This is a genomic window from Corynebacterium variabile, from assembly GCF_006539825.1.
GTDB classification, from domain to species: Bacteria; Actinomycetota; Actinomycetes; order Mycobacteriales; family Mycobacteriaceae; genus Corynebacterium; species Corynebacterium variabile.
On sequence record NZ_BJNT01000005.1, the window covers coordinates 77,511 to 100,241 of the forward strand.

A 22,731-nucleotide genomic window follows, 5' to 3' on the forward strand; every position below is an offset into this window, starting at 1 on the left:
GCACGCAAGCGGTCGGCCGCAGACAAAACCCCAGGATCCTGTGGACAACGTTCAGGGACTACTGCCCCGAAGCGTCCACCGCCGTCACGGCGAAAGCCAGGGACCGGATCCAATCCGGCATGACCTCAACTCCGGTCTCATTGGCCATGAACGCCAACGAGGCCGGCACATTGTGGTCCATGGTCTCGTCGGGGTCGGTGCCACCTGCAGCATCAACGAGGAATCCGGAGTACTCCAGACGTGACACGAGGCCGTCAGTGAGTTCTTGACGGCTGCGATCCACCGTGAGGCTCGATCCAGAGAACGCATCGCCCATCACTGTAGAAGGAACGTGAGTTGTGCATGTTCCAGCTGGCGTACCGGGCGCAACGAAATCTGCGAGCACAGATCCGCCGAACTGCCGGGTTCGCGGGATCCCTGCTCGGATATTTCGAGCCAGGCAGCCACCACCCATTGCCAGAGCACTCTCCTGCCACTAACATACAACCATATGGTTTCGCATACTTACGACGGTACCACCGCCGCGCTCACCGACGATGACGTCGACCGGATCTTCCGGGCACTCGCGGACCGGACCCGTCGGGACATCATGCGTCGCACGCTCACCGAGGAGGCCTCACTGACGACCCTCGCCCACGACTACGACATGTCCTTCGCCGCCGTCCAGAAACACGTCCGCGTCCTGGAGACCGCCGACCTCGTCGAACGCATCCCCCGCGGACGCGAACGGATCATCCGGGGCAACCCGGCCACGATCCGCCGGGCACAGGAACTCCTCGCCCGGTTCGAACACCTCTGGCGCGCACGCATCGACCGCCTCGACACCTTCCTCACCGAAGACGCCGGAGATTCCACCACCACCTGAAAGGCCGACATCATGCCTGTCACCTCTGTCACCACCGACGAACAAGCCCTCACCCTCACCATCGTCGCCGACTTCCCCGTCCCCGCCCGACGTCTCTGGGATGCCTACACCGACCCCCGTCAGATCGAGCGCTTCTGGGGTCCGCCTGAGTACCCGGCCACCTTCACCAGGCACGACGCCTACCCCGGTGGACGCAGCCACTACTTCATGACCGGCCCGGACGGTGACCACAGCCCGGGGTTCTGGGAGTGGGACTCAGTCGAGGCCCCGCACCGATTCACCGTCCGCGACGGCTTCGCCGAGGACGACAACGGCACCGCGAGCGCCATCATGCCGACCATGACCATGGACTTCGAGTTCACGGACACCGGCACGGAAGACGCCCCGGGTTCCCGCGTCACCACCGTCACCTCGTTCAACTCCCTCGAGGAGCTCGAGAAACTCACCGCCATGGGCATGATCGAGGGCACCCGCGCCGCCATGGGCCAGATCGAGGCGGTCCTCGCCGATCTGGCGTCCTTCGCGGCGGGCAACGGCACCGGACTGCAGCGCATCGGTGAGACGCAGGCCCGCGTCTCCCGGGTCATCTGCGGCAGCGTCGACCAGGTCTGGCGGGCGCACACCGAGGCCGAACTCCTGCAGCGCTGGCAGCTCGGCCCTGACGGCTGGAGCATGCCGGTCTGCCAGGCCGGCACCTCCGTCGGTGACATCTACCGCTCCGAGTGGCGCAACGACGCCACCGGCGAACAGTTCGGCTTCACCGGCGAGGTCGTGGACATCGCCGCTCCGCACCGGCTGGTCACCACCGAGACCATGATCTCTCCGGACGACCCCACCGGCGCGAAAAGTCCCCGGACCCTCAACGAGATGACGCTCACCCCTGTCGGGGACGGGACGCTCCTCAGCTACCTCATCACCTATCCGGACGCCGACATCCGTGAGCAGGTCCTCGCCACCGGCATGGTCGACGGCATGGAGTCCAGCTACGCGCGGCTGGAACAGGAGGTGCTGCCGCAATGAGGTAGAACCGAGGTCATGAACCTCACCTCGACCTCGACCCGCCGCCACGGCCACACCGTGACAGAACACGTGCTGACCACACCACTCGTCCACGGCGACACGGCCGACGACCGCACCATCGACGTCTTCGCCCGCGAGTACGTCCCCCTCGGCGGCGAGGACCTGCCCGCCCTCCTCTTCCTCCAGGGCGGGCCCGGTCACGGCGCACTGCGTCCCACCGCCCCCACCCGCGAGATCGGCGGCTGGCTCGGCGAGGCCCTGAAGAACTACCGGGTCATCCTGCTCGACCAGCGCGGCACCGGCCGGTCCACGCCGGTGGATGCCGCCGTCCCCCTCCCTGCCGGGTACCTCACCCACCTGCGCGCCGACAGCATCGTGGCGGACGCCGAGCTGCTCCGCGAGGCCCTCGAGGAGAAGCCGTGGTCGTTGCTCGGCCAGTCCTTCGGCGGCTTCTGCATCACCACCTACCTCTCGCAGCACCCCGAGGGTGTGGCCGAGGCCTTCTTCACCGGTGGTCTGCCCGGTCTGGTCCCGATCGACGACGTCTACCGCGCCACCTACGCCAAGACCGCGGTGCGCAATGAACGTCTCCACGCGCAGTTCCCCGGGTCCGCTCAACTCATCCGGGACATCTGCCGGCACCTCGACACCCACGAGGAGTTCCTCGCCGACGGTTCCCGGCTCTCCTCCCGCCGCTTCCGCATGGTCGGCATGAACCTCGGCCGGACCGGCGGCTTCGACACCCTGAACTACCTCCTCGAGGACCCGTTCCACACGGTCGGTGGCGAGAAGCGGCTGCGCACCCCCTTCCTCCTCCACGTCGCCGACGAGGTCCGCTTCGCCGACGCCCCGCTCTACGCCGTCGTCCACGAGTCGATCTACGGCACGGACACCGCGACCAACTGGGCGGCGTCCCGCATCGGTGAACAGACCCCCGGCTTCACCGAGACCATCGAGGACGCCGACCCCGTGTACCTCTACGGCGAGCACATCCGCCCCTGGCTCTTCGACGAGGATCCGGCACTGCGTCCCTGGAAGGACGCCGCGTCCGAGCTCGCCGCGAAGGACGACTGGATCCCGCTCTACGACAGCGACGCCCTGGCCGCCACCGCGGACAACGGCATCCGCTCTGCCGCAGCCGTCTACCTCGACGACATCTTCGTCCCCTTCGAACTGTCGATGGAGACGGCGTCCCACATCGGCGGGCTGCGTCCCCACGTGACGAACCGGTGGGAGCACAACGGTCTCGGCGTCGACGGGGCCACTCTGTTCCGCACCCTGCGTGACCTGGCCCGGGACCACTGAGCAGCAACCACTGACGGGGCCTTGTACACAGAAGTACACAAAGTACACAGATGTGCACAGGTGGCCGTGCAGAACTGGCCCCGTTCCAGCCACCGCCACCCGACCTTTGACCGCCCCACCCCCGCGACACGGCGTCCGGCGTTAGGCGACCGGAATCCGACGGCACTAAGGTAACCGGCCGTGACCACCGCCCAGACCGCCGCCTCCGCAGGCTCCTCCCCCGCCGCAGGCGGCCGCACCGACACCGTCCGGCTGCCGACGCTCATCTCGCTGATCCTCGGCGCATGTGTCGGATCCGGCATCTTCGCCCTGCCCCAGAACGTGGCGAGCGTCGCCTCCCCGGGCGCGGCCGTCATCGGCTGGCTCATCACCGGCGTCGGCATGCTGTGCATCGCCTTCGTCTTCCAGTCCCTGGCCCAGCGCAAACCGCACCTCGACTCCGGCGTGTACAGCTACGTCCGCGCCGGGCTCGGCGACTTCGTCGGCTTCGCGTCCGGCTGGGGCTACTGGCTGGCGTCCATCATCGCGCAGGTCGGCTACGCCACCCTGTTCTTCACCGCGGTCGGCTACTTCATCCCCGTCTTCGACGGCTCCTACCCGCTGGTCAACGCCATCGGCGTCTCCGTGATGACCTGGGTCATCTTCGGCGTGCTGGCCCGGGGCGTCCGGCAGGCGGCGCTGCTCAACATCTTCACCACCGCCGCGAAACTGCTGCCCATCCTCGCGTTCCTCATCATCGTCGCGTTCGTCGGCTTCCACCCGGAGGTCTTCACCGCGGACTTCTGGGGACGCCTCGCCACCTTCGGCGAGGACGGTACCGGCGCCGGCGACCACACCGCCAGCCTGTCCACCCAGGTCCAGGGCATGATGCTGTTCACCGTGTGGGCGTTCATCGGGGTGGAGGGCGCCTCGGCGTACTCGCGCCGGGCGAAGACCCGCCGGGACGTCTCCCTGGCCACCCTGCTGGGCTTCCTCGCCGTCTTCCTCCTGCTCGTCCTCGTCAGCTTCCTATCCTACGGTGTGGTCCCGCGCGACGAGCTGGCGCAGATGGGCGACAACTCCCTGGCCGAGGTTCTGGAGATCGTCGTGGGCCCGTGGGGCGGGGCACTGATCTCCGTCGGCCTGGCCCTGTCCGTGCTGGGGGCGTACGTCTCCTGGCAGATGCTGTGCGCCGAGCCGATCACGATGATGGCGCAGGACGAACTGCTGCCGAAGAAGCTGGGCGAGATCAACGTGAAGGGCGCGCCGGTCATCGCGCAGTTCATGTCGGCCTGCGTCATCCAGCTGTTCATCGTCGTGTTCTTCCTCAACGAGTCCGCGTACACGACGATGGTGCAGCTCGCGACCTCGCTGTACCTCATCCCCTACCTCTTCGGTGCCCTGTACCTGCTGCTGCTGTCGACGAAGGGCAGCGGTCTGCAGCATCCGGACGCCGGACGCCTGTTCAACCTCGACGGCCCCGCCGTCTCCCGCCGCACGAATGCGCTGCACGCGGTGATCGCCGCAGTGGGCGTCCTCTATTCCCTGTGGCTGTTCTACGCCGCAGATCCGAAGTTCGTGCTGCTCGGCATGGTGCTGGTGGTGCCGGGCATGGTGGTCTACGTACTCACCCGGATCCGCAACCACGGCCGAATCTTCAACGCCTTCGAGTGGGTCGTCGTCGCGGTCGTGCTGGTCGCCGCCATCGCCGCGGTCGTGGGCATCGCCCAGGGCACCGTTACCCTGGACTGATCACCCCGGACCGGTCGATCCGGGTCAATGTCCGACGGTGCTAGACTGTTCCACGGCTCATACATTTCGGCGCTCCCCAGCCCGGTCAGGCCCACCCAGCGGCCACCACAGTTCCATACAGCACCTGCTCCAGCGCATATTCTGCGCTGTCGAGCCGTGCGTACTGTCGACATGAGCACCCCTGGACCTCCCAGACTTCCCAGACGTCCCTGCCCGCCGCGTCCGCCCTGGGCATCCGGGTCATCGCCGCCGACCTCATCGGCCTGGGCACACCCGGCCAGCACACCTACGTCAACCACACCGAGGAGGGCCACGCCACCCTCGACGCCGCCCGGGCGGGGCTCGCCTTCTCCGGGGTGCCCACCGATTCCCCGGTCGCCTTCTACGACTACTCCCAGGGCGGCGGGGCGGCCGCCGGTGCCGCGGAACTCGCCGCGTCCTACGCCCCGGAACTCAGCGTGAAAGGAACCTTCGCCGGCGCTCCCCCCGTCCGATCTGCTGGAGGTCGTCAAGTCTGTCGACAACCACATGATCGCCGGGGTCGCCGGCTACGCAGTCAACGGCGCCCTCACCCGTTACCCCGAACTCGGCCCTCTCATGGACCGCTACCTCAACGACGAGGGGAAGCGGTACCTGGCCGCCACTGCGGACGAGTGCATCGGCCAGTCGGTGGAGAACTGGGAGAAGACGGACACCCGCACGCTGACGGTCGACGGCCGGTCGCTCGCCGAGATCCTCCAGCAGGACCCGCAGGTCAACGCGGTGTTCACCGGCCCGAACTACCGGTTGGACGACCGTGCCCTCAACGCGCCGATGCTGCTCATCAACGCCCTGCACGACGACACCATCCCCTACGGCCAGGCGCGGGAACTGGCGGACGCCTACCGGGGGCTCGGCGGCACCGTCGACTTCGTCACCGACCCGCTGCCGGAGATGATGCCGCAGACCGCCATGAACCACGCCATCCCGATGTTCTCCCAGGCAGGAACGGCCTTCGAGTGGCTCGTCGACCGGTTCAACGGAGTCCCGGCAGGGGCCTGACGCCGGACGTCCACGTCGGCTAGTATCCAGGGCACTACCACCTACCACCTACCACCGACACCGCCGCACGGTCACCGTCACCGGAAGGACACCAGCATGACCGTCCTGCTCTGGATCATCAACATCATCCTCGCCGTCTCCTTCGTCGGATCCGGCCTGATGAAGATCAGCCGCGCCAAGGAGAACCTCGTCGACGCCGGTCTCGAATGGGCCGACAACTTCTCCGAGAACACCGTGAAACTCATCGGCGCCGTGGAGTTCCTCGGCGCGCTCGGCCTCATCCTCCCCCGGTCCCTGGACATCCTGCCGGTCCTGACCCCCGTCGCCTCGGTGTGCCTGCTGCTCGTGATGGTCGGCGCGGTGACCACGCACGTCCGCCGGCACGAGCTGACCACGCAGGGACTGCCGGCACTCGGGCTCGGCGTCCTCACGGCAGCCAGTGCCGTCCTCGGCTTCGCACTGCTCTAGCTGCTCCAACTGCTCCAGCGCTGCTCTAGGCGTCCGCGGTGCCCGCGTCCCCCCTGCCGTCGCGGTCGTTCCCCCGCCGCCGACGCCGCTGCTCCCACAGCACCACCGCAGTGGAGCGGGGAACGTGGACGATCTCCCCGCTGCGGCGTCCCGCCTGCTGCCGCAGGCCGTCGTTCTCGCGTTCCAGTGCTGCGACCCGCTGCTGCAGGTCGATGATCGCCTTGATGCCGGCGAGGTTGACCCCCTCGTCGTGACTGAGACGCTGGATCTCCATGAGCTGCCGGATGTTCTCCCGGGAGTAGCGGCGTCCGCCACCGCTGGTCCGCTCGGGGCTGACCAGGCCCATCCGGTCGTAGGTCCGCAGCGTCTGCGCGTGCATGCCTGTGATCTCTGCGGCGACAGAGATCACGTAGACCTCACGGTCACACAGATCACCTTTCCGCTTCTCCGCCATGTGCGCTCACCTCAGTTCTCCGTCAGTTCCCGGATCAGTTCCCGGATCAGTTCCCTGCCCAGTTCGCCCGCGGGTCGATACCGGACCTCTTCTCTTCCTCGGCGTAGCGGCGCAGTGCACTGGCCGCTCCCTCGTCGAGATGCTTCGGGACGCTGACCCGCACCGTGACCAGCAGGTCACCGGAATTGCCGTTGCGCTTGGCGACGCCGCGTCCACGCACCCGTAGCGTCGTGCCGTCGGCTGTGCCCGCCGGGACGCGCACCCGGACCTTCGAGTCGAGGGTCGGGACAGTGACCGTGTCACCCAGGGCGAGCTCGGTGAAGCTCACCGGAACGGTGATCTTCAGGTCGTCTCCGGAGCGGGTGAACAGTTCGTCGGGGCGGACGTGCACGGTGACGAAGAGGTCACCGGCTGCGCGTCCGCGTTCCCCGGCCTCGCCCTGACCGGCGAGACGGACCTTCTGGCCGTCTACGACACCGGCGGGGACACGGACCGTGATGGTGCGCGTGCGGGTGACGCGGCCGGATCCGCCACAGTCGGTGCAGGGGTCGTCGATCCGGGTGCCGGTGCCGTTGCAGTCCGGGCAGGGCCGGGAGAAGCCGAAGGCACCACGGTTCTCGGAGACGAGGCCTTCACCGTGACAGGTCGAGCAGCGGGTCGCCGAGGTACCCGGGGTGGCGCCTGAACCACGGCAGGTGGTGCAGGGTGCCGGGCTGGTCAGCCGGATCGGGACGGTGACGCCCTTGGTCGCCTCGCGGAAATCGAGGGTGATCTCGGTCTCCACGTCGGCGCCACGGGTGCGACGCGGGGCGCGGGTGCGGTTGCCGCCACCTGCGCCGCCACCGCCGAACATGCCGCCGAAGATGTCGCCGAGATCGAAACTCTCGCCGGTGCCGCCGCCGAAGCCGCCGCCACCGAAGCCGCGGGAGAAGCCGCCGCCCGTACCACCCATGCCGCCCATGCCGCCCATACCGCTGGCGGCCATGGACTTGAGTTCGTCGTACTCGGCGCGCTTGTCCTTGTCACCGATGACCGAGTAGGCCTCGGAGGCGGACTTGAACTTCTCCTCCGCGACCGCGTCCCCCGGGTGCGCGTCGGGGTGGTTGTCCCGCGCGATCTTCCGGTAGGCCTTCTTGATCTCGTCAGCGCTGGCCGAGGATGAGACGCCGAGGACACCGTAGTAGTCCTTGTCGATCCACTCCTTCTGTGCCACTGTGGTGCGCTCCCTTCCCGGCTTCCCGCCTGTAATTGAAACTTGAGTCTAACACGCTAAGGTCTAACTCCTCCAACGCCCCGGGGGCGGGCGACATTCCCGGCCGGTAGGGTCATACGCATGTTCTTCAGAGGCCAACGGACACCACCCGACGACACCCCGGACACGATGTTCCCGCACCTGTCCCGGATCACCGCCGACATGCTCCGTGACGAGGCCCTCCGTGAACTCCACCGGCTCGGATTCACCACGACCTGGCGTCCCGACGGGTACATCTCCGCCACCCGCGGTGAGGACACCGAACTCATCGGCCTCGACAACCTCTCCCTCCAGACCGCGCAGGCGGTCCAGGCCGGCGAGGACCTCACCCGCGAGGACATCGCCACCCAGGTCCACAACCTGCTGGACGCCATGTCCCACCGCATCGACCCCGCCGAACTCTCCGAGGCCGACTTCCTCCGGCAGCTCAAGGTGCGTCTCGTCGCCGGGGACATGCTCACCCCGGTCGCCGAACGGGACTCCGAGCAGTTCTCGCTGTCCACCCGGCCCTGGACCGACGACCTCGTCGTCTCCCTGGTCATCGATACCCCGACCACCGTCATGACACTGCCGGACAAGACTCTCGAAGCCCGCGGACTGACCTCGCAGGCCGACCTCGAGGACCTCTGGCACGCCGGCTACCGGAATCTCTGGCAGGAACTCACCGAGGCCGAGATCGACGTCAACGAGATCCACGGCGACGATCCCGGCGCAAACTTCTGGGTCATCGAATCCGGGTCGTTCTTCCTGGCGTCCGCCGTGCTCTTCCTCGACGAACTGCTGCCCGACTGGGCCCCCGACCTGGACACGGAGGCCGGGATCATGGTCGCCGCCCCGCACCGGCACCTGCTCCTGGTCCGGTCGGTCACCTCCGGTCAGGACCTGCTCGCCGGGATCAACACCGTCACCTCCGTGGCGGTCGCCCAGTTCACCGAAAACCCGGGGCCGGTCAGCCCCAAGCTGCACCTGATGCGGGAGGGCGCCGAGGTCCTGCCGTTCACGGACATCACCGACAACGATGACGGTCAACGCGTCATCCAGGTCTATCCGGACGCCTACCTCATGGACCGGATCAACGAAGGAAGAGACGAAGACTGACCCTATGCCCCCCTCCCCTCACGCACGTTCCATCCACCGCCGGGTCTTCCTCGCGGGTGCCGGCCTGACCGGCACCGCCGCCGTCGGCGGACTCGCCGCCCTCCACTTCCTCTCCGACAGCTCCGACGACTCCGACGCGCCGGACACCCCTGCCGCCGTCGACCCCGGTGACCTGCAGCTGATCACCGGGGACGCCTCCCACCCTGGTCGCGTCACCGTCACCACCGCCGACGGTCGCGAACTGGTGCACTTCGACGGGTACCGGTTCAGCGGCAACCTTGGCACCCGCGGCGCCACAGTGGACACCTCGTCGCCGGGCACCGTCCACGTGGACTTCGAGGTGCCTGGGGACGGCTACACCGCTGCCGTGACCTGGCGGGCGGTCGGCGGCACCGTCACCGACGACTGGGAGTTCACCCTGCCCGGGGACGCCGACGAGGACGCTCTCTCCGGGGGGCGGATGATCCGGACGTTGATTGACGCCGACCCCACCGTGCAGGTACCTGCGACCAGATGGGCGAGGGACCCCAGAGGCGGTGTCCCGTATCTGGAGCGTGTGACCGAGCACATCTTCACCGACTGGGCGGTGGATGACGCGCGGATCTGCGGCGTCTTCACCGTCGCCGGGTGCCGGGACAGCATCCCCACGAGTATCCACGTCCCGCCGACCCGCGGGGATGACGGGATCTGGCGCGCAACGGTGGTCTTCCGGACAGACCCCGCGGTCGCCGAGGCCCGGGAGCTCGTCCATGACGGCCGGCTTCTGCTCGCCGGCGGTGTACTCGGCCATCCGGAACTTCCTGAACCGTTGATTGACGTGCATCTCCCGGACACCTACAACGTCTTCGAGGAAAGCGGGACACGCACCGTCACGGTCGGTGTCGCGGGGGCACCCGGTGAGACCGCAGTAGATCTGCTCGTCCGCGACTACGACGGGGCCGAGGTGCACCACTCCTCCGTGACGGTGTCGGTCCCGGACAGCGTCCGGCACCAGGATGCGCAGGTGGAGATCACCCTGCCGGACGACCGGAACTGGTACTGCCTTGATGTCACCTCCGGGAGCTCGTTCGCCCGGACAACCGCAGCAGTCTGGCCCCGGTACGACTTCGGTCCGGCGGAGCAGTCGATTATCGGACTGGGAGGATTCTCGACACTTGACCAGGGCAGTCAGGAGCCGGGGCTGGAACCCGTCGCGGAGGAACGGGCACTGTGGGAGCGGCTCGGTGTCCGTCACCTACGGAATCCATGGCTCTCGGCCGAAGAATCCGAGGCAACGGGAATCCGCACAGGCCTGTTGCCGTCCGGGACCCCCGGGCAGTTCGACGACCCGGACGCACAGAGCTTCGATGACTGGACAGAAGACGCCCTGACCAGGGGCGAAGACTCAGGCGTGGAGATCTACGAACTCCTCAATGAGTGGAATGCCAGAGGGTCCGGCGATGAGATCTCTGCTCTGGCCACCGAGTACTCCGACCGCTGGCTGGTCCCCTTCCACGCAGCCAAGGAGCGGACAGGCTCGGATGCCGCACTCCTCGCCGCGTCCATGGCAGGTTGGGACTCCACCTTCCTCGACACCCTCCGCGACCGGGGCAGCTGGGAACTGCTCGACGGCATCGCCGAGCACGCCGGACGAGGCAACTACACCGCCGACTATGACGGAGCCACCTGGAACTTTCTCGGTCAGACCCGCCAGGCCCGGGCATATCTGGACGAGCATCCCGGGCCCGACCAGCTCTGGCTCACCGAAGCCTACGCCTGCACGAGGCCGAATACGTGGTGGAACGACCCACCACGCGTAGCAGCGGACGCGGTCTTACTGTCACTTCTGCTGGCCAAGGCCTGCAACGTCAAGGGGGTGCACTGGTACCAGCTCACGGACGGCCTCTGGCACGACAAGTACGGGGTGGATCCGTCCGACCCCGAATACCACTACGGCCTGTTTCACGTGGACCGCTCACCGAAGCCCTCAGCGGCTGCCTTCGCCCACGCCTCGGAGGTCCTCGACGGCGCGTCCTTCCTCGGGTGGCTCGAATCCGTCCATCCCGATCTTCACGGGCTCCGTTTCACGACAGGTGGTCGCGAGGTCAGGGTGCTGTGGAGTCGACAGAACGGGTACATCACCAACGCGACCCGCGTAGGAACTGACTTCCATCCCTTCCCCGAGCCCTGGGAAACCTCCGGGGAACCGACGCTCCGGGTGTCCGTGCCCGATGGAGCGACCTGCAGCGATGTTCTCGGCCGCCCGGTCGCAGTGACGGACGGTGCCGTTGAGGTCGGTGGATCCCCGGTGACGGTCGTTGACGATGCTGGAGACGGCGACTGGCCCACTGTGGTCGACGGGGAGGCGTCCGTCGCCCTGACCGGGGTGTCCGTACGACGGGACGGGACCTCGCTGACCGTCGACGGTGACAATGCGACCGGCGGGACACTGACCCTGCGTATCACCGGACGCCAGGTCGGGGGTGAGGTGACCGAGACGGAACTCAAGGTCCCGGCGGGTGGGTTCTCGGAGTCCGTGGATCTCGGAGAGGCGATGCCGGAGGACAGCTCCGCCGTGGGCGTGAATCCCGGACAGCCCGCGCAGGTGCGGATCCTCGCGGAGCGGAGGGAGAAGCTGACCCCGGAGGCAGCGCAGCCCCAGGTGTGGCGGGCGGAGTACTACCGCTCGGTGTGAGTGCCCCAAATTCCCACCACCTGGGGAACGCTCCGTTGGCCGGGGCGTACTTCAGATGGTGGGAATTTCGGTACTGAGGGCGGCTGGAGGACCGCCGAGGGGCCTACTGCGGGTCGGCGATGATGACCATCGCGGTACGCAGGGTGCGGTCCCCGAGGCGGAAGCCCTGGCGGAGCACCGTACCGAGCACCTTCTCGTCACCCGTGGAGGTGTCCTGGACAGCCTCGTGGAGCGACGGGTCAAAGGTGTCGCCCTCGGCGCCGAAGGCCTCGATCTTCAGGCCGCTGAACAGGGAGTCCAGCTTGTCGGCCACGGACTTGAGCGGTCCGGTGAGGTCACCGTGCTGCTCGGCCAGGGCGAGGTCGTCGCGCAGCGGGATCAGCTGGGCGGCGACGTCGGCCTTCGCGGACTCGCGGATGCCGACCCGGTCGCGCTCGGTGCGCTTGCGGTAGTTGGCGTACTCCGCGGTGACCCGCTGGAGGTCGGCGGTCCGCTCGGCGAGCTGCTGCTCGGCGTCGGAGAGCTCTCCGGAGCCGTCGATGTCGGCGTCGGCGGTGTCAATGACGACATCTTCGTCACCGGCGAGGGTCTCGGCGGCGTCGGCGCCCATGGCGTCCTCCTCAGGAGTGGTCTCGGGCATGGCGGCCTCGGTGAACTCCTCGTCGGTCTCCGACGGGGAGCCGGGGTCGGCGGGGTTGGGTTCGGTCACTTCTTCTCATCCTCGGCATCGTCGACAACTTCGGCGTCCACGACGTCGTCGTCAGCGGAGTCACCCTGGGCACCCTCAGCGCCCTCGGCGTTGGCGGCCTCGGCCTCGTAGATGGCCTTGCCCATCTCCTGGCTCTCGGCGGACAGCTTCTCGACGGCGTCCTTGACGGCCTCGATGTCGTCGCCCTTGAGGGCCTCGTCGACGGCGTCGGCGGCCTCGGTGACCTTGGTCTTCGTATCCTCGGAGACCTTGTCCTCGTTGTCGGCGAGGAACTTGCGGGTCTGGTAGGACATCGACTCGGCGGAGTTGCGGACCTCCTGCTCCTCGCGGCGCTTCTTGTCCTCCTCGGCGTGGGCCTCGGCATCCTTCACCATCTGGTCGATCTCGTCCTGGGACAGGCCGGAACCGTCCTGGATGGTGATGGTGGACTCCTTGCCGGTGCCCTTGTCCTTGGCGGTCACGTGCACGATGCCGTTGGCGTCGATATCGAAGGTGACCTCGATCTGCGGGACGCCACGCGGGGCCGGGGCGATGCCCCCGAGCTCGAACGAGCCGAGCAGCTTGTTCTGCTGGGCCATCTCGCGCTCACCCTGGAAGACCTGGATCTGCACGGAGGGCTGGGAATCCTCGGCGGTGGTGAAGGTCTCGGACCGCTTGGTCGGGATGGTGGTGTTGCGCTCGATGAGCTTGGTCATCACGCCGCCCTTGGTCTCGATACCGAGGGACAGCGGGGTGACGTCGAGGAGCAGCACGTCCTTGACCTCACCGCGCAGGACGCCTGCCTGCAGGGCAGCGCCCACGGCGACAACCTCGTCCGGGTTGACGCCCTTGTTCGGCTCCTTGCCACCGGTCAGTTCCTTGACCAGTTCGGAGACGGCGGGCATACGGGTGGAACCACCGACGAGAACGACGTGGTCGATCTCGGAAACGGAGACGTCGGCGTCCTTCAGCACGGCGGCGAAGGGCTTCTTCGTCCGGTCGAGGAGGTCCTGGGTGATGCGCTGGAACTCGGTGCGGGACAGGGTCTCGTCGAGGAAGAGCGGGTTCTTCTCCTGGTCGACGGTGATGTACGGCAGGTTGATGCTGGCCTGCTGGGAGGAGGACAGTTCGATCTTGGCCTTCTCCGCGGCCTCACGCAGACGCTGCAGGGCCATCTTGTCCTTGGACAGGTCCACGCCGTTGGCGGACTTGAACTTGTCGACGAGCCAGTCGACGATGCGCTGGTCCCAGTCGTCGCCGCCGAGAGCGTTGTCACCGGAGGTGGCACGCACCTCGACCACGCCGTCGCCGATCTCCAGCAGGGAGACGTCGAAGGTACCGCCACCGAGGTCGAAGACCAGGATGGTCTGCTCCTTGTCGCCCTTCTCCAGGCCGTAGGCCAGGGCGGCGGCGGTCGGCTCGTTGACGATGCGCAGGACGTTCATGCCGGCGATCTGGCCGGCATCCTTGGTGGCCTGACGCTGTGCGTCGTTGAAGTAGGCGGGGACGGTGATGACGGCGTCGGTGACGTCCTCACCGAGGTAGGCCTCGGCGTCCCTCTTGAGCTTCATGAGGATGCGGGCGGAGATCTCCTGGGCGGTGTACTTCTTGTCGTCGATGGACTCGGTGGTCCATGCGTCATCACCGATGTGCCGCTTGACGGAGCGGATGGTGCGGTCGACGTTGGTGACCGCCTGGTTCTTCGCGGGCTGGCCGACGAGCACTTCACCGTTCTTGGCGAAGGCCACGACGGACGGGGTGGTGCGGGCACCCTCGGAGTTGGCGATGACGGTGGCCTCGCCACCCTCCAGAACAGAGACCACCGAGTTGGTGGTTCCGAGGTCAATTCCCACTGCGCGTCCCATAATGACGTCCTCCTGTGTGTTGGTGCTGATGATGTTGCACTGTTTGTTAAGCGAGCCGGACTCAAGTCTGCACCCGGTTCTCCGGACTGTCAAACCTAGTTGAGCATATCCGGCTCAACTTGATGACACACGGTACAACGGCGAAGCCCGCGAACTTGTTCCCGGTGCGCTCAACTTTTTTTCGGGCACTACGATCAGACCCCATGAGCCTGCAGATGAAGCTTGTCGCCGCCTATCTCCGGCGCACGCGACACCCCCTCCTGGCCTCCCCGGAGAAACTCCGCCGGGCACTGGAGCAGCCCCGGACCTCCGCCCCGGTCCCCCACGAGCTCTACCAGGTCAACCACGTGGTCAGTGACGAGGTCACCACCCCGGCCGGCACCTTCGCCGTGCACAGCCTCGTCCCCGCCACCGACGCCCCGCGTGACACCCCGCTCGACATCTGCGTCTACCTCCACGGCGGCGCGTACGTCTCCGGCCTCGACGTCCGGCACTGGTCACTGATCAGTGACCTCGCCGCCACCGGGACCCGGGTCATCGTCCTTGACTACGGCCTCGCCCCCGAGCATGACGCCGAGGACGCACTTTCCCTGCTGGACACCGTCATCGGGGACGCCGCGGCGGAGGCGGAGCGGTCCGGACACCGGCTGCGGCTCGCCGGGGATTCCGCCGGCGGCGGTCTCGCACTCGGGTGGATGCTCACCACCGGACACCGGGACGCCGCGTCTGCGGTCAACCGCGTCGGACTGATCTCCCCCTGGCTCGATGTCACCTGCTCCACCCCCGGTCTCGACGCCCTCGTCGCCGACGACCCCTGGCTGCATCCGGCAGGACTGCGGGTCGCAGGTGAGGCCTGGGCCGGCGGGCGGAGCCTGCAGGATCCTCTGGTCAGTCCGCTGGCCGCGACGGACAGCGTACTGGCGTCCCTCCCTCAGGTGAGGGTGTGGACGGGGACGCGCGACATCCTCCATGCGGACGCCCTCGCGCTCGACGGTCGCCTGACCGGATGCAAGATCCGGACAACCCCTGGTGCGGTGCACGTCCACCCGCTGACACCGACCCCTGAGGGGAGGGCCGCGCGGCAGGAAGTCATCGCGTGGCTTAGCGGGGGCACCGACTCTGACTAGTATGGAACAGTCAATGCACCCCTGAACCCGACACAGAGACCGACGCAGGCCCGACGGAACGAAGAGATCAGATGAACGAACCCTCAGACCCTCAGCGCCCCACCGGTGATGACCGGCCCCGGGAGACCGCGGCGTTCGAGGACACCGAGTTCTCTTTCGGCGATGCGGCAACCCGCTCCGGCTTCACCGCCGATATCGTGGAGAACGAGGACGACGCCGGAAACACCACGGACGGCTCCGTCGTCGACGCCGATGTCGTGGGCGAGGAGGCGCTCGGTCACACATCCGACCCGGAGATGACCGGCATCATCCCGGCGATCCGCGACGACAGTCCACGGCCCGCGGATCTGGCGGCACCGGCGGCGGCCGTGGAGTCACCTGCTGAGGCACCCGCCGTGACCGCTGCCGGTGGGGACGACACCGAGGAGGACGACCGCAGTGGCTTCCGCCGGATTCCCCCGTGGGCCTGGATCCTCATCGTCGGCGCGATCCTCGCGGTCGTGGTCGGCCTGATCACCGCGGCTCTCATGCGCGGCAACGAATCCTCCGGCCCCACGCCCCTGACCAGCGTGCAACCCAACTACCAGCACCCTGAGGCCTGGAACGGCGAAGAGTCCACCCCGTCCGGGGATATGCCGTCGGCGGGCCAGAACTACGGGTACGACCCCTACAGCGACGGTACCGGTGGCCAGTCCTGGGACAGCGGAATCACCGACGACGGGAGCGGGACCGGGGACGACGGGAACGCCACCCCGACCGACACCACAGACGACAGCACCGGGAACACCGTTGTCCCCGATCCGGGGACCGGCGGTACCGGCGAGGCCCCGGGTGAGTCCGGCACCCCGGGCACCGGCACCCCGGGCACCGACACCCCCGGCGGTGACACAGGCGACACAGGCGACACCGGTGACGCAGGTGACACGGGTGACACCGCCGGAGAGACCACCGAATAGCGGGGTATCGCGGACGCAGTAGTCCCACGCTGGCATGATGGGAGGAATGAGCACCACACCGAAGCACCCCGTGGAGCTTCGTCCCCTGGACCAGTCGACGAAGCTCCAGAATGTCCTCTACGAGATCCGCGGCCCGGTGAACGCCGAGGCCGAGCGTATGGAGGCCGACGGCCACCGGATCCTCAAGCTCAACACCGGCAACCCTGCCGCCTTCGGCTTCGATGCCCCGGACACCATCGTCCAGGACATGATCACCGGCCTGCCCTACGCCGCCGGGTACTCCCAGTCCAAAGGCATTCCCTCTGCCCGCCGCGCCGTGGTCACCCGCTACGAGCTCATCCCCGACTTCCCCGCGTTCACCACGAATGACGTCTACCTCGGCAACGGTGTCTCCGAGCTCATCTCGATGACCACCCAGGCCCTGCTCAACGACGGTGACGAGGTCCTCATCCCCTCACCCGACTACCCGTTGTGGACGGCGGCGACCACTCTTGCCGGCGGTAAGGCCGTCCACTACCTCTGCGACGAGGAGAACGACTGGGCCCCGTCCATCGAGGACATCGAGTCCAAGGTCACCCCGCGGACCAAGGCGATCGTCGTGATCAACCCGAACAACCCGACGGGCGCGGTGTACAGCCGCGAGGTGCTCGAGCGGATCGTCGCCGTCGCCCGGGAGCATTCACTGCTGGTGCTCTCCGACGAGATCTACGACAAGATCCTCTACGATGACGCCGTCCACATCAACACGGCGTCCCTCTGCCCTGACCTGCTGTGCATCACCTTCAACGGTCTGTCGAAGGCCTACCGTGCCGCCGGTTTCCGTTCCGGCTGGATGGTCCTGACCGGGCCGAAGGAACATGCACGGGGTTTCATCGAGGGCATCGAACTGCTGTGCTCGACCCGCCTGTGCGCCAATGTGCCCGCCCAGTACGGAATCCAGGTGGCACTGGGTGGACGCCAGTCCATCGACGATCTGGTGCTCCCCGGTGGTCGGCTGCTCGAGCAGCGCAACGTTGCCTATGAGAAGCTCAACGAGATTCCCGGCGTGAGCTGCGTGAAGCCGATGGGTGCGCTCTACGCGTTCCCGAAGCTGGACCCGAACGTCCACGAGATCCACGACGACGAGCAGTTCATGTTCGACCTGCTCCGTGCCGAGAAGATCCACCTGGTCCAGGGCACCGGCATGAACTGGCCGACCCCGGACCACTTCCGCGTCGTCACCCTGCCGTGGGCCCGGGACCTGGCGGAGGCGATCGAGCGGCTCGGCAACTTCCTCGCCAGCTACAAGCAGTAGGGGGGAGGTGACGGTGATCAGGCTGCGAGGACGAGTCCCTTCCGGGGCCCGGAGGTGGTGCTGGCGGTGCTGGTGCTGGTCACCGAGTTCACCGTCTCCTCCGAACCCATCACCCTGGCGTCCGTGGTCTGCGCAGTGGCCGGCGTCCTCCTCGTCGCCGGGGGCACGCGCTGGCCACAGACCATGGCGGCCCTGTCCGTCCCCTTCGCCGCGGCTTCCTCCTATGTCGCCGAGGACGGCAGCACATATGCCGTCTTCTTCATCGTCATCATTATCGAGGTGGTCACTGCCGCTGGCCTGGCGACGGCGGGACTGCTACTGGTGCTGGTGCACACGGCCCTCTCCATGGTGGACTTCTCCGGCGGCGCGGTGAATGCGGACCCCACGGTCCTGGTGGTGGTCCTCGCTATCCTGGGTACCGGCCATCTCATCGGTCGTAACCGCCTCACCCAGGAAATCCGCAACGCCGACTTACGTCGGACTCTGGCTGACAGCCAACGGCGCCAGCGACTGGGCATGGCCCGCGAGCTCCATGACTCAGTCGCCACCAGCCTGACCAGTGTCGTCATGCGGTCCCAGACCCTGGAGCTCACGGCCACCGGAGACGATAACGCAGAGATCCATGAAGGTCTGGAAGACATCTCCCGGACCTCGAGGGAAGCCCTGGAGCAGGTGCGGACCATGCTCCGACTTCTCAATTCCGAGATCCAGTCCGGCCCGGACTCCACCGAATCCGCACCGCCGCCCACTGTCCGTGCGGGGCTCGCCACCGCCACCCGTGAGCTGCGGGCCCACCGCCTCCGGGTGACCTCCACGATCACCCTGCCGCGGACCGGGGAACCACCGGTCGACCGGCGGACGCTCTCACGCGTCCTCACCGAAATGACCTCCAATGCGGTGAAACACTCCCCCAACCACGCCACGGTGGAGATCCGCTGCCGGACCATGGATGGTGCGCTCATCGTGTCCATGACCAACCCGGTGGTCCCTGCCGGCGACGGTGAAATGGATCCCGCACTGACCACCCGTCTGGGCATCGGCTCCATGACTGCCCGTGCCACCGCCGCCGAGGGTCACCTCACTGCGGGGCCGATCACGCAGGACAGCGACACTCAAGTCTGGCGAACCACAGTCACCTTGCCTATTGTTGACAGCGTTCCCGAAGATTCTGTCACTCTCCGTGACACCCCCTGACAGAGGAGAAGTCATGCACGCCCCTCACAAGAAGTCCCTTCTGCGTCGTCTCGCCGTCGGAGCCCTCACCGTCGGTCTGTCCGCCGGTCTCACCACCGGTGTCGCCTCCGCCGGCCCGACCCACGGAGACTACAAGGCGTCCCTCGGCCAGATCTTCGCCTGCGGCAAACACAACTACCCCTGGTGCTGACAGGTTTCCGAGACTCCGGTGACCACGCCCGCCCCCGCCACGATCCGACTTCTGCTGGTCGACGATGACCCCCTGGTCATGTCATCTCTCCGGCTGTACTTCTCGACACCCGCCGCGGCGGCCATCAAGATCGTCGGCGAGGCGACGGACGGTACCGCCGCACTGGACCTGCTGACAACCGTCGAGGCGGATGTCATCATGACGGACATCCACATGCCCGGCATGGACGGCGTCTCGCTGCTCCGGGAGGTCCGCGCCCTGGACAGTCCCCCGGTCTTCATCGCCATGACCGCCCTGGACGAGGACGAGACGATGCTCTCGATCCTCTCCCTCGGCGGCGCGGGCTACATCCTCAAGAGCTCCCGTCCGGAGTTCATCATCGACACCGTCCACCAGGCCCTCGCCGGTGGCACGGTGGTCAGCCCGCAGCCGGCCACCCGCCTGGTCCAGCATCTTCCCTCCCCTGACAGCCCGGTACCCGGGGACGCTGCGCCGGTCGCGGTCACCGCCGCACCGGACGAGCCCGGGACCTCCTCCAGGCTGGCCCAGTTGTCGACTGCCGAGGAACGCGTCCTCACGCTCATCTGCGCGGGGCTGTCGAACTCCGAGATCGCCCGCGACACCGGCCGGTCCGCGAGCGCCGTGAAGAAGGCGGTGTCCTCCCTGCTGGCGAAATTCGGGACCGAGTCTCGGATTCAGTTGGCGGTACTCGCCGTCGAGGCGGGGTTCCACCCGGAGGACTGAGCCCGGCGTCCTGTACCGCGGTAGTCCCACCCGGCGTCGGTCCACCGGGCGACCGGCAGACAGTTGAGCCCGTCGACGACGGTCGGCACCGCCACCAGGTCACGGGCCGCCACCGGGTCAAGGTCCCGGAACTCCGGCCAGTCTGTCGCGATCACCGTCACCTCCGCCCCGCGCAGCGCCCCGGACAGGTCACGGCTGTACCCCGGTACCGCAGGGTCGCACACCGTGACCAGCCCCCCGGCGTCCTCAAGGTCCCCGATGACGGTCATGGCAGGAGAGTCCCGGATGTCGTCACTGCCCGGTTTGAAGGACGCCCCGAGCACCGTGATACGCCTGTCCGAGACAGAGCCGCCGCAGGCGTCGGTCACCTGGTCGACCAGACGGTCGCGTCGGTGCATGTTCTCGGCGTCGACCGCCCGGAACAGGTCCGCCGCCTGTCGGGCGTCCACCTGCTCCGCGCGGGCCGTCAGCCCCCGGAGGTCCTTCGGCAGGCATCCCCCACCGAAACCGAGCCCCGCACTCAACGCCCCCGGCCCGATCCTGGGGTCCAGCCCGAGAGCGGTCGAGAGCACGGAGACATCGCCACCGGTGGCGTCGCAGAGATCGGCGACGGCGTTGATGAAGCTGATCTTCGTGGCCAGGAAGGCGTTGGCGGAGACCTTGACCAGTTCGGCGGTCGTGAGATCCGTGACAAGGAACGGGACCTCGCCGAGGTCCGCGTAGATCTCCCGCACGGTCTCCCCGGCGGCCGGTCCGGCGACGGTGTCCGGGATGCCCAGGACGATACGGTCAGGTTGCAGGGTATCCGCGATGCCGTGTCCCTCCCGGAGGAATTCGGGGTTCCAGCACACTGCGACCCGCTCCGGCATCCTCTCCTGAAGTCCCTGCGCGGTACCGGCGGGCACTGTCGACTTGCCGACGATCAGATGGTCACCGTGGTCGAGGTGCGCCACCAGCTCGTCGACGGCACTGTCGACGGCGGAGAGGTCCATCTCCCAGCTGTCCGCCGACTGGGGCGTCCCGACGCACAGGAAATGCACCCGGGCATGGTCGGCGGCCTCCGTCACGGACGTGGTGAAGCGGAGGCGTCCGGCCTGCAGTCCGGCCGTGAGCAGATCGTCGAGCCCCGGTTCCAGGACCGGGGAGTGTCCGTTGTTCAGGGAGTCCACACGGACGGGATCGATGTCGACACCCAGGACGTCATGACCGAGGGACGCCAGGCACGCGGCATGGGTGGCCCCGAGATATCCGGTACCGAGGACGGTGATCTTCATACCCCGGTTCTATCACGGGTGGTCCGTATCTGATCCCCTGGAAGATCCCCATCGACACTGCAGGCCGTTGCCAGGATCCTCCAAGACACGGATCGTAGATTGATTCTCACCGGCACAGTGACAGAGCGAAAGGAACCGTATACGGCAGCTGCATTCTCCTCTTGAAACGTCAGCAGAGAACCCCCGCCGAGCATCCGCTCGACGGGGGTGATCTGTGTCTGCCGGAAGCGGCCAGGCAGTTACCGGAAGTTACCGGAAGTTACCGGAAGTTGAGGTAGGCCTTCGAGGCCGTCGGCCCGCGCTGCCCCTGGTACTTCGACCCCAGCTCACCCGAGCCGTAGGGGCTCTCCGCCGGGCTGGAGAGGTTGAAGACGGCGAGCTGTCCGATCTTCATGCCGGGATACAGCGCGATCGGCAGGTTGGCGGTGTTCGACAGCTCCAGGGTGATGTGCCCGGTGAAGCCGGGGTCGATGAAGCCGGCGGTGGAGTGGGTGAGCAGGCCGAGACGTCCGAGGGAGGACTTGCCCTCCAGGCGGGCGGCGAGATTGTCCGGGACCGTGACATGCTCCAGGACCGAGCCGAGGACGAACTCGCCGGGGTGGAGGATGAAGGCGTCCTCGGCGATGCCGCCCTCCGCCAGGGGGACGCCGTTCTCGCCGAGGTGGTCGCCGACCTCCACGAGGGTGGTCAGTTCCTCCTGCGGGAGCTTCGGGTCGATGTGGGTGTACTTCGAGTTGTTGAACACCCGGAAGTACCGGTCGAGGCGCACGTCGATGCTGGACGGCTGGACCATCGCCGGGTCGAGGGGGTCGAGGGACAGTGCCCCGTCGTCGATGGCGGAGCGGATGTCGCGGTCGGAAAGAAGCACGCGACCAGAGTAACCCAGCGGGTTGCGCAACGGGTCGGGTGGCTGTGTTAGAGTACTGACCGTCGGTCGGACTGCGGCACGCGCTGCGGATCCGGTCTACTGCCGATGTAGTTCAATGGTAGAACTTCTGCTTCCCAAGCAGACGGCGCGGGTTCGATTCCCGTCATCGGCTCAGCGGATGCTACAGTGCTTTCCGCACGCCCCCTTAGCTCAGTCGGTAGAGCGTTTCCATGGTAAGGAAAAGGTCAGCAGTTCGATTCTGCTAGGGGGCTCCATTTCTTTCTACGGCCCGGCGCACTGTATCCACGGTGCACCGGGCTGCGGTGCATCGGCGGCGGGGACCGGAGGAAATACTTGCCGACACAACTGTCGGACGCATGGCGGACACACAGGAGAAATCTGTCGTCCTTGTGAGTGACGAATATCACACCGGAGACCGTCGCGGCAGGTCATGGCGACAAAGTGCGGCACCGCCACTTTTCTTCCACGGCGATTTCCCCTGCTCATGGAGCACGGCAGAACTCAGTTGTCGCAGTCAGGGAACGCGGTGACCGGTTGAGGCGTTAGGCTCGACCCGTCTACTCTTCCACCCTCACGATCTCCCTCACCCCCACTCTCCGACT

21 protein-coding genes, 2 tRNA genes and 1 pseudogene are annotated in these 22,731 nt (G+C 67.3%); 17 read left to right on the forward strand and 7 right to left on the reverse strand.

Annotated features, from left to right (window positions below; all coding sequences use genetic code 11):
* Nucleotides 1-58: 58 nt before the first annotated feature.
* On the reverse strand, nucleotides 59-247 hold the full coding sequence (locus CVA01_RS03645; protein WP_141328709.1) for a hypothetical protein: 189 nt from the start codon (nucleotides 245-247) through the stop codon (nucleotides 59-61).
* 243 nt (nucleotides 248-490) lie between these two features.
* Between CVA01_RS03645 and CVA01_RS03650 the strand changes: the two genes are divergently transcribed.
* From CVA01_RS03650 to CVA01_RS03675, 7 genes and pseudogenes are all read left to right on the forward strand, one after another.
* Complete coding sequence (locus CVA01_RS03650) at nucleotides 491-865, forward strand: ArsR/SmtB family transcription factor (protein ID WP_141328711.1); 375 nt, start codon at nucleotides 491-493, stop codon at nucleotides 863-865.
* Between the two features lie 12 nt (nucleotides 866-877).
* Entirely contained in the window at nucleotides 878-1,885 is a 1,008-nt protein-coding gene (locus CVA01_RS03655) for an SRPBCC family protein (RefSeq protein ID WP_014008894.1), read from the forward strand.
* 15 nt (nucleotides 1,886-1,900) lie between these two features.
* Nucleotides 1,901-3,190: an alpha/beta fold hydrolase gene (locus CVA01_RS03660; RefSeq protein WP_141328713.1), complete on the forward strand. Its 1,290-nt coding sequence runs from the start codon at nucleotides 1,901-1,903 to the stop codon at nucleotides 3,188-3,190.
* Nucleotides 3,191-3,370: 180 nt separating this feature from the next.
* Nucleotides 3,371-4,921: a basic amino acid/polyamine antiporter gene (locus CVA01_RS03665; RefSeq protein WP_141328715.1), complete on the forward strand. Its 1,551-nt coding sequence runs from the start codon at nucleotides 3,371-3,373 to the stop codon at nucleotides 4,919-4,921.
* 242 nt (nucleotides 4,922-5,163) lie between these two features.
* Nucleotides 5,164-5,346, forward strand: a pseudogene (locus tag CVA01_RS15425) (lipase family protein); the annotation flags it as partial.
* Between the two features lie 103 nt (nucleotides 5,347-5,449).
* Nucleotides 5,450-5,962, forward strand: coding sequence for a lipase family protein (locus CVA01_RS15430; RefSeq protein ID WP_280528059.1), 513 nt, complete (start codon nucleotides 5,450-5,452; stop codon nucleotides 5,960-5,962).
* Between the two features lie 96 nt (nucleotides 5,963-6,058).
* Complete coding sequence (locus CVA01_RS03675) at nucleotides 6,059-6,430, forward strand: DoxX family protein (protein ID WP_014008880.1); 372 nt, start codon at nucleotides 6,059-6,061, stop codon at nucleotides 6,428-6,430.
* Between the two features lie 25 nt (nucleotides 6,431-6,455).
* On the opposite strand, the gene CVA01_RS03680 is transcribed toward CVA01_RS03675, so the two are convergent.
* Both CVA01_RS03680 and dnaJ read right to left on the reverse strand, forming a co-directional pair.
* Nucleotides 6,456-6,884 carry a heat shock protein transcriptional repressor HspR gene (locus tag CVA01_RS03680; protein ID WP_014008879.1) on the reverse strand — a complete coding sequence of 143 codons (429 nt, stop codon included), beginning with the start codon at nucleotides 6,882-6,884 and terminating at the stop codon, nucleotides 6,456-6,458.
* A 46-nt stretch (nucleotides 6,885-6,930) separates the two neighbouring features.
* A complete protein-coding gene (gene dnaJ, locus CVA01_RS03685; RefSeq protein ID WP_141328717.1) occupies nucleotides 6,931-8,097 on the reverse strand; it encodes a molecular chaperone DnaJ in 1,167 nt (388 codons plus the stop codon).
* A 120-nt stretch (nucleotides 8,098-8,217) separates the two neighbouring features.
* Here dnaJ and CVA01_RS03690 point away from each other — a divergent pair, with 120 nt between their 5' ends.
* Together CVA01_RS03690 and CVA01_RS03695 are read left to right on the forward strand one after the other, a co-directional pair.
* Nucleotides 8,218-9,234 carry a DUF1444 domain-containing protein gene (locus CVA01_RS03690; protein WP_014008877.1) on the forward strand — a complete coding sequence of 339 codons (1,017 nt, stop codon included), beginning with the start codon at nucleotides 8,218-8,220 and terminating at the stop codon, nucleotides 9,232-9,234.
* Nucleotides 9,235-9,238: 4 nt separating this feature from the next.
* On the forward strand, nucleotides 9,239-11,908 hold the full coding sequence (locus tag CVA01_RS03695; protein WP_141328719.1) for a hypothetical protein: 2,670 nt from the start codon (nucleotides 9,239-9,241) through the stop codon (nucleotides 11,906-11,908).
* Between the two features lie 103 nt (nucleotides 11,909-12,011).
* Here CVA01_RS03695 and grpE read toward each other — a convergent pair whose 3' ends face one another.
* Complete coding sequence (grpE, locus tag CVA01_RS03700) at nucleotides 12,012-12,617, reverse strand: nucleotide exchange factor GrpE (protein WP_014008874.1); 606 nt, start codon at nucleotides 12,615-12,617, stop codon at nucleotides 12,012-12,014.
* Nucleotides 12,614-14,461 (reverse strand): molecular chaperone DnaK, encoded by a 1,848-nt coding sequence (gene dnaK / locus CVA01_RS03705; protein ID WP_141328721.1) that lies wholly within the window; start codon nucleotides 14,459-14,461, stop codon nucleotides 12,614-12,616. The genes grpE and dnaK overlap by 4 nt, the downstream gene beginning before the upstream one ends.
* 203 nt (nucleotides 14,462-14,664) lie before the next feature.
* On the opposite strand from dnaK, the gene CVA01_RS03710 reads away from it, so the two are divergent.
* The 6 genes from CVA01_RS03710 to CVA01_RS03730 all read left to right on the forward strand — a co-directional run bounded on the left by CVA01_RS03710 (nucleotide 14,665) and on the right by CVA01_RS03730 (nucleotide 19,966).
* Nucleotides 14,665-15,588, forward strand: coding sequence for an alpha/beta hydrolase fold domain-containing protein (locus tag CVA01_RS03710; RefSeq protein ID WP_244938123.1), 924 nt, complete (start codon nucleotides 14,665-14,667; stop codon nucleotides 15,586-15,588).
* Between the two features lie 71 nt (nucleotides 15,589-15,659).
* A complete protein-coding gene (locus CVA01_RS03715) occupies nucleotides 15,660-16,544 on the forward strand; it encodes a hypothetical protein (RefSeq protein WP_141328725.1) in 885 nt (294 codons plus the stop codon).
* A 37-nt stretch (nucleotides 16,545-16,581) separates the two neighbouring features.
* Nucleotides 16,582-17,838: a pyridoxal phosphate-dependent aminotransferase gene (locus CVA01_RS03720; RefSeq protein WP_073884241.1), complete on the forward strand. Its 1,257-nt coding sequence runs from the start codon at nucleotides 16,582-16,584 to the stop codon at nucleotides 17,836-17,838.
* Nucleotides 17,839-17,895: 57 nt separating this feature from the next.
* Nucleotides 17,896-19,032, forward strand: a complete 1,137-nt coding sequence (locus CVA01_RS03725; protein WP_141328727.1) for a sensor histidine kinase — start codon at nucleotides 17,896-17,898, stop codon at nucleotides 19,030-19,032.
* Nucleotides 19,033-19,045: 13 nt separating this feature from the next.
* On the forward strand, nucleotides 19,046-19,222 hold the full coding sequence (locus CVA01_RS14860; RefSeq protein ID WP_170209684.1) for a hypothetical protein: 177 nt from the start codon (nucleotides 19,046-19,048) through the stop codon (nucleotides 19,220-19,222).
* A 78-nt stretch (nucleotides 19,223-19,300) separates the two neighbouring features.
* Entirely contained in the window at nucleotides 19,301-19,966 is a 666-nt protein-coding gene (locus CVA01_RS03730; protein WP_244938146.1) for a response regulator, read from the forward strand.
* On the opposite strand, the gene CVA01_RS03735 is transcribed toward CVA01_RS03730, so the two are convergent.
* On the reverse strand, nucleotides 19,918-21,240 hold the full coding sequence (locus tag CVA01_RS03735) for a UDP-glucose dehydrogenase family protein (RefSeq protein ID WP_141328729.1): 1,323 nt from the start codon (nucleotides 21,238-21,240) through the stop codon (nucleotides 19,918-19,920). The genes CVA01_RS03730 and CVA01_RS03735 overlap by 49 nt on opposite strands.
* Nucleotides 21,241-21,499: 259 nt before the next feature.
* A complete protein-coding gene (gene dcd / locus CVA01_RS03740; protein WP_141328730.1) occupies nucleotides 21,500-22,108 on the reverse strand; it encodes a dCTP deaminase in 609 nt (202 codons plus the stop codon).
* 101 nt (nucleotides 22,109-22,209) lie between these two features.
* On the opposite strand from dcd, the gene CVA01_RS03745 reads away from it, so the two are divergent.
* Nucleotides 22,210-22,280, forward strand: a tRNA-Gly gene (locus CVA01_RS03745).
* Between the two features lie 27 nt (nucleotides 22,281-22,307).
* Nucleotides 22,308-22,383: transfer RNA gene (locus CVA01_RS03750), tRNA-Thr, on the forward strand.
* Nucleotides 22,384-22,731 lie beyond the last annotated feature (348 nt).

Excerpts from the sequence above, each read along its gene's own strand:
- dnaK (WP_141328721.1), bottom strand. The coding sequence starts at position 14,461 with ATGGGACGCGCAGTGGGAATTGACCTCGGAACCACCAACTCGGTGGTC.
- CVA01_RS03690 (WP_014008877.1), top strand. The coding sequence starts at position 8,218 with ATGTTCTTCAGAGGCCAACGGACACCACCCGACGACACCCCGGACACG.
- CVA01_RS03655 (WP_014008894.1), top strand. The coding sequence starts at position 878 with ATGCCTGTCACCTCTGTCACCACCGACGAACAAGCCCTCACCCTCACC.
- CVA01_RS14860 (WP_170209684.1), top strand. The coding sequence starts at position 19,046 with ATGCACGCCCCTCACAAGAAGTCCCTTCTGCGTCGTCTCGCCGTCGGA.
- CVA01_RS03720 (WP_073884241.1), top strand. The coding sequence starts at position 16,582 with ATGGGAGGAATGAGCACCACACCGAAGCACCCCGTGGAGCTTCGTCCC.
- CVA01_RS03660 (WP_141328713.1), top strand. The coding sequence starts at position 1,901 with ATGAACCTCACCTCGACCTCGACCCGCCGCCACGGCCACACCGTGACA.
- CVA01_RS03710 (WP_244938123.1), top strand. The coding sequence starts at position 14,665 with ATGAGCCTGCAGATGAAGCTTGTCGCCGCCTATCTCCGGCGCACGCGA.
- CVA01_RS03695 (WP_141328719.1), top strand. The coding sequence starts at position 9,239 with ATGCCCCCCTCCCCTCACGCACGTTCCATCCACCGCCGGGTCTTCCTC.
- CVA01_RS03650 (WP_141328711.1), top strand. The coding sequence starts at position 491 with ATGGTTTCGCATACTTACGACGGTACCACCGCCGCGCTCACCGACGAT.
- CVA01_RS03715 (WP_141328725.1), top strand. The coding sequence starts at position 15,660 with ATGAACGAACCCTCAGACCCTCAGCGCCCCACCGGTGATGACCGGCCC.
- CVA01_RS03675 (WP_014008880.1), top strand. The coding sequence starts at position 6,059 with ATGACCGTCCTGCTCTGGATCATCAACATCATCCTCGCCGTCTCCTTC.
- CVA01_RS03680 (WP_014008879.1), bottom strand. The coding sequence starts at position 6,884 with ATGGCGGAGAAGCGGAAAGGTGATCTGTGTGACCGTGAGGTCTACGTG.
- CVA01_RS03735 (WP_141328729.1), bottom strand. The coding sequence starts at position 21,240 with ATGAAGATCACCGTCCTCGGTACCGGATATCTCGGGGCCACCCATGCC.
- CVA01_RS15430 (WP_280528059.1), top strand. The coding sequence starts at position 5,450 with ATGATCGCCGGGGTCGCCGGCTACGCAGTCAACGGCGCCCTCACCCGT.
- CVA01_RS03730 (WP_244938146.1), top strand. The coding sequence starts at position 19,301 with ATGTCATCTCTCCGGCTGTACTTCTCGACACCCGCCGCGGCGGCCATC.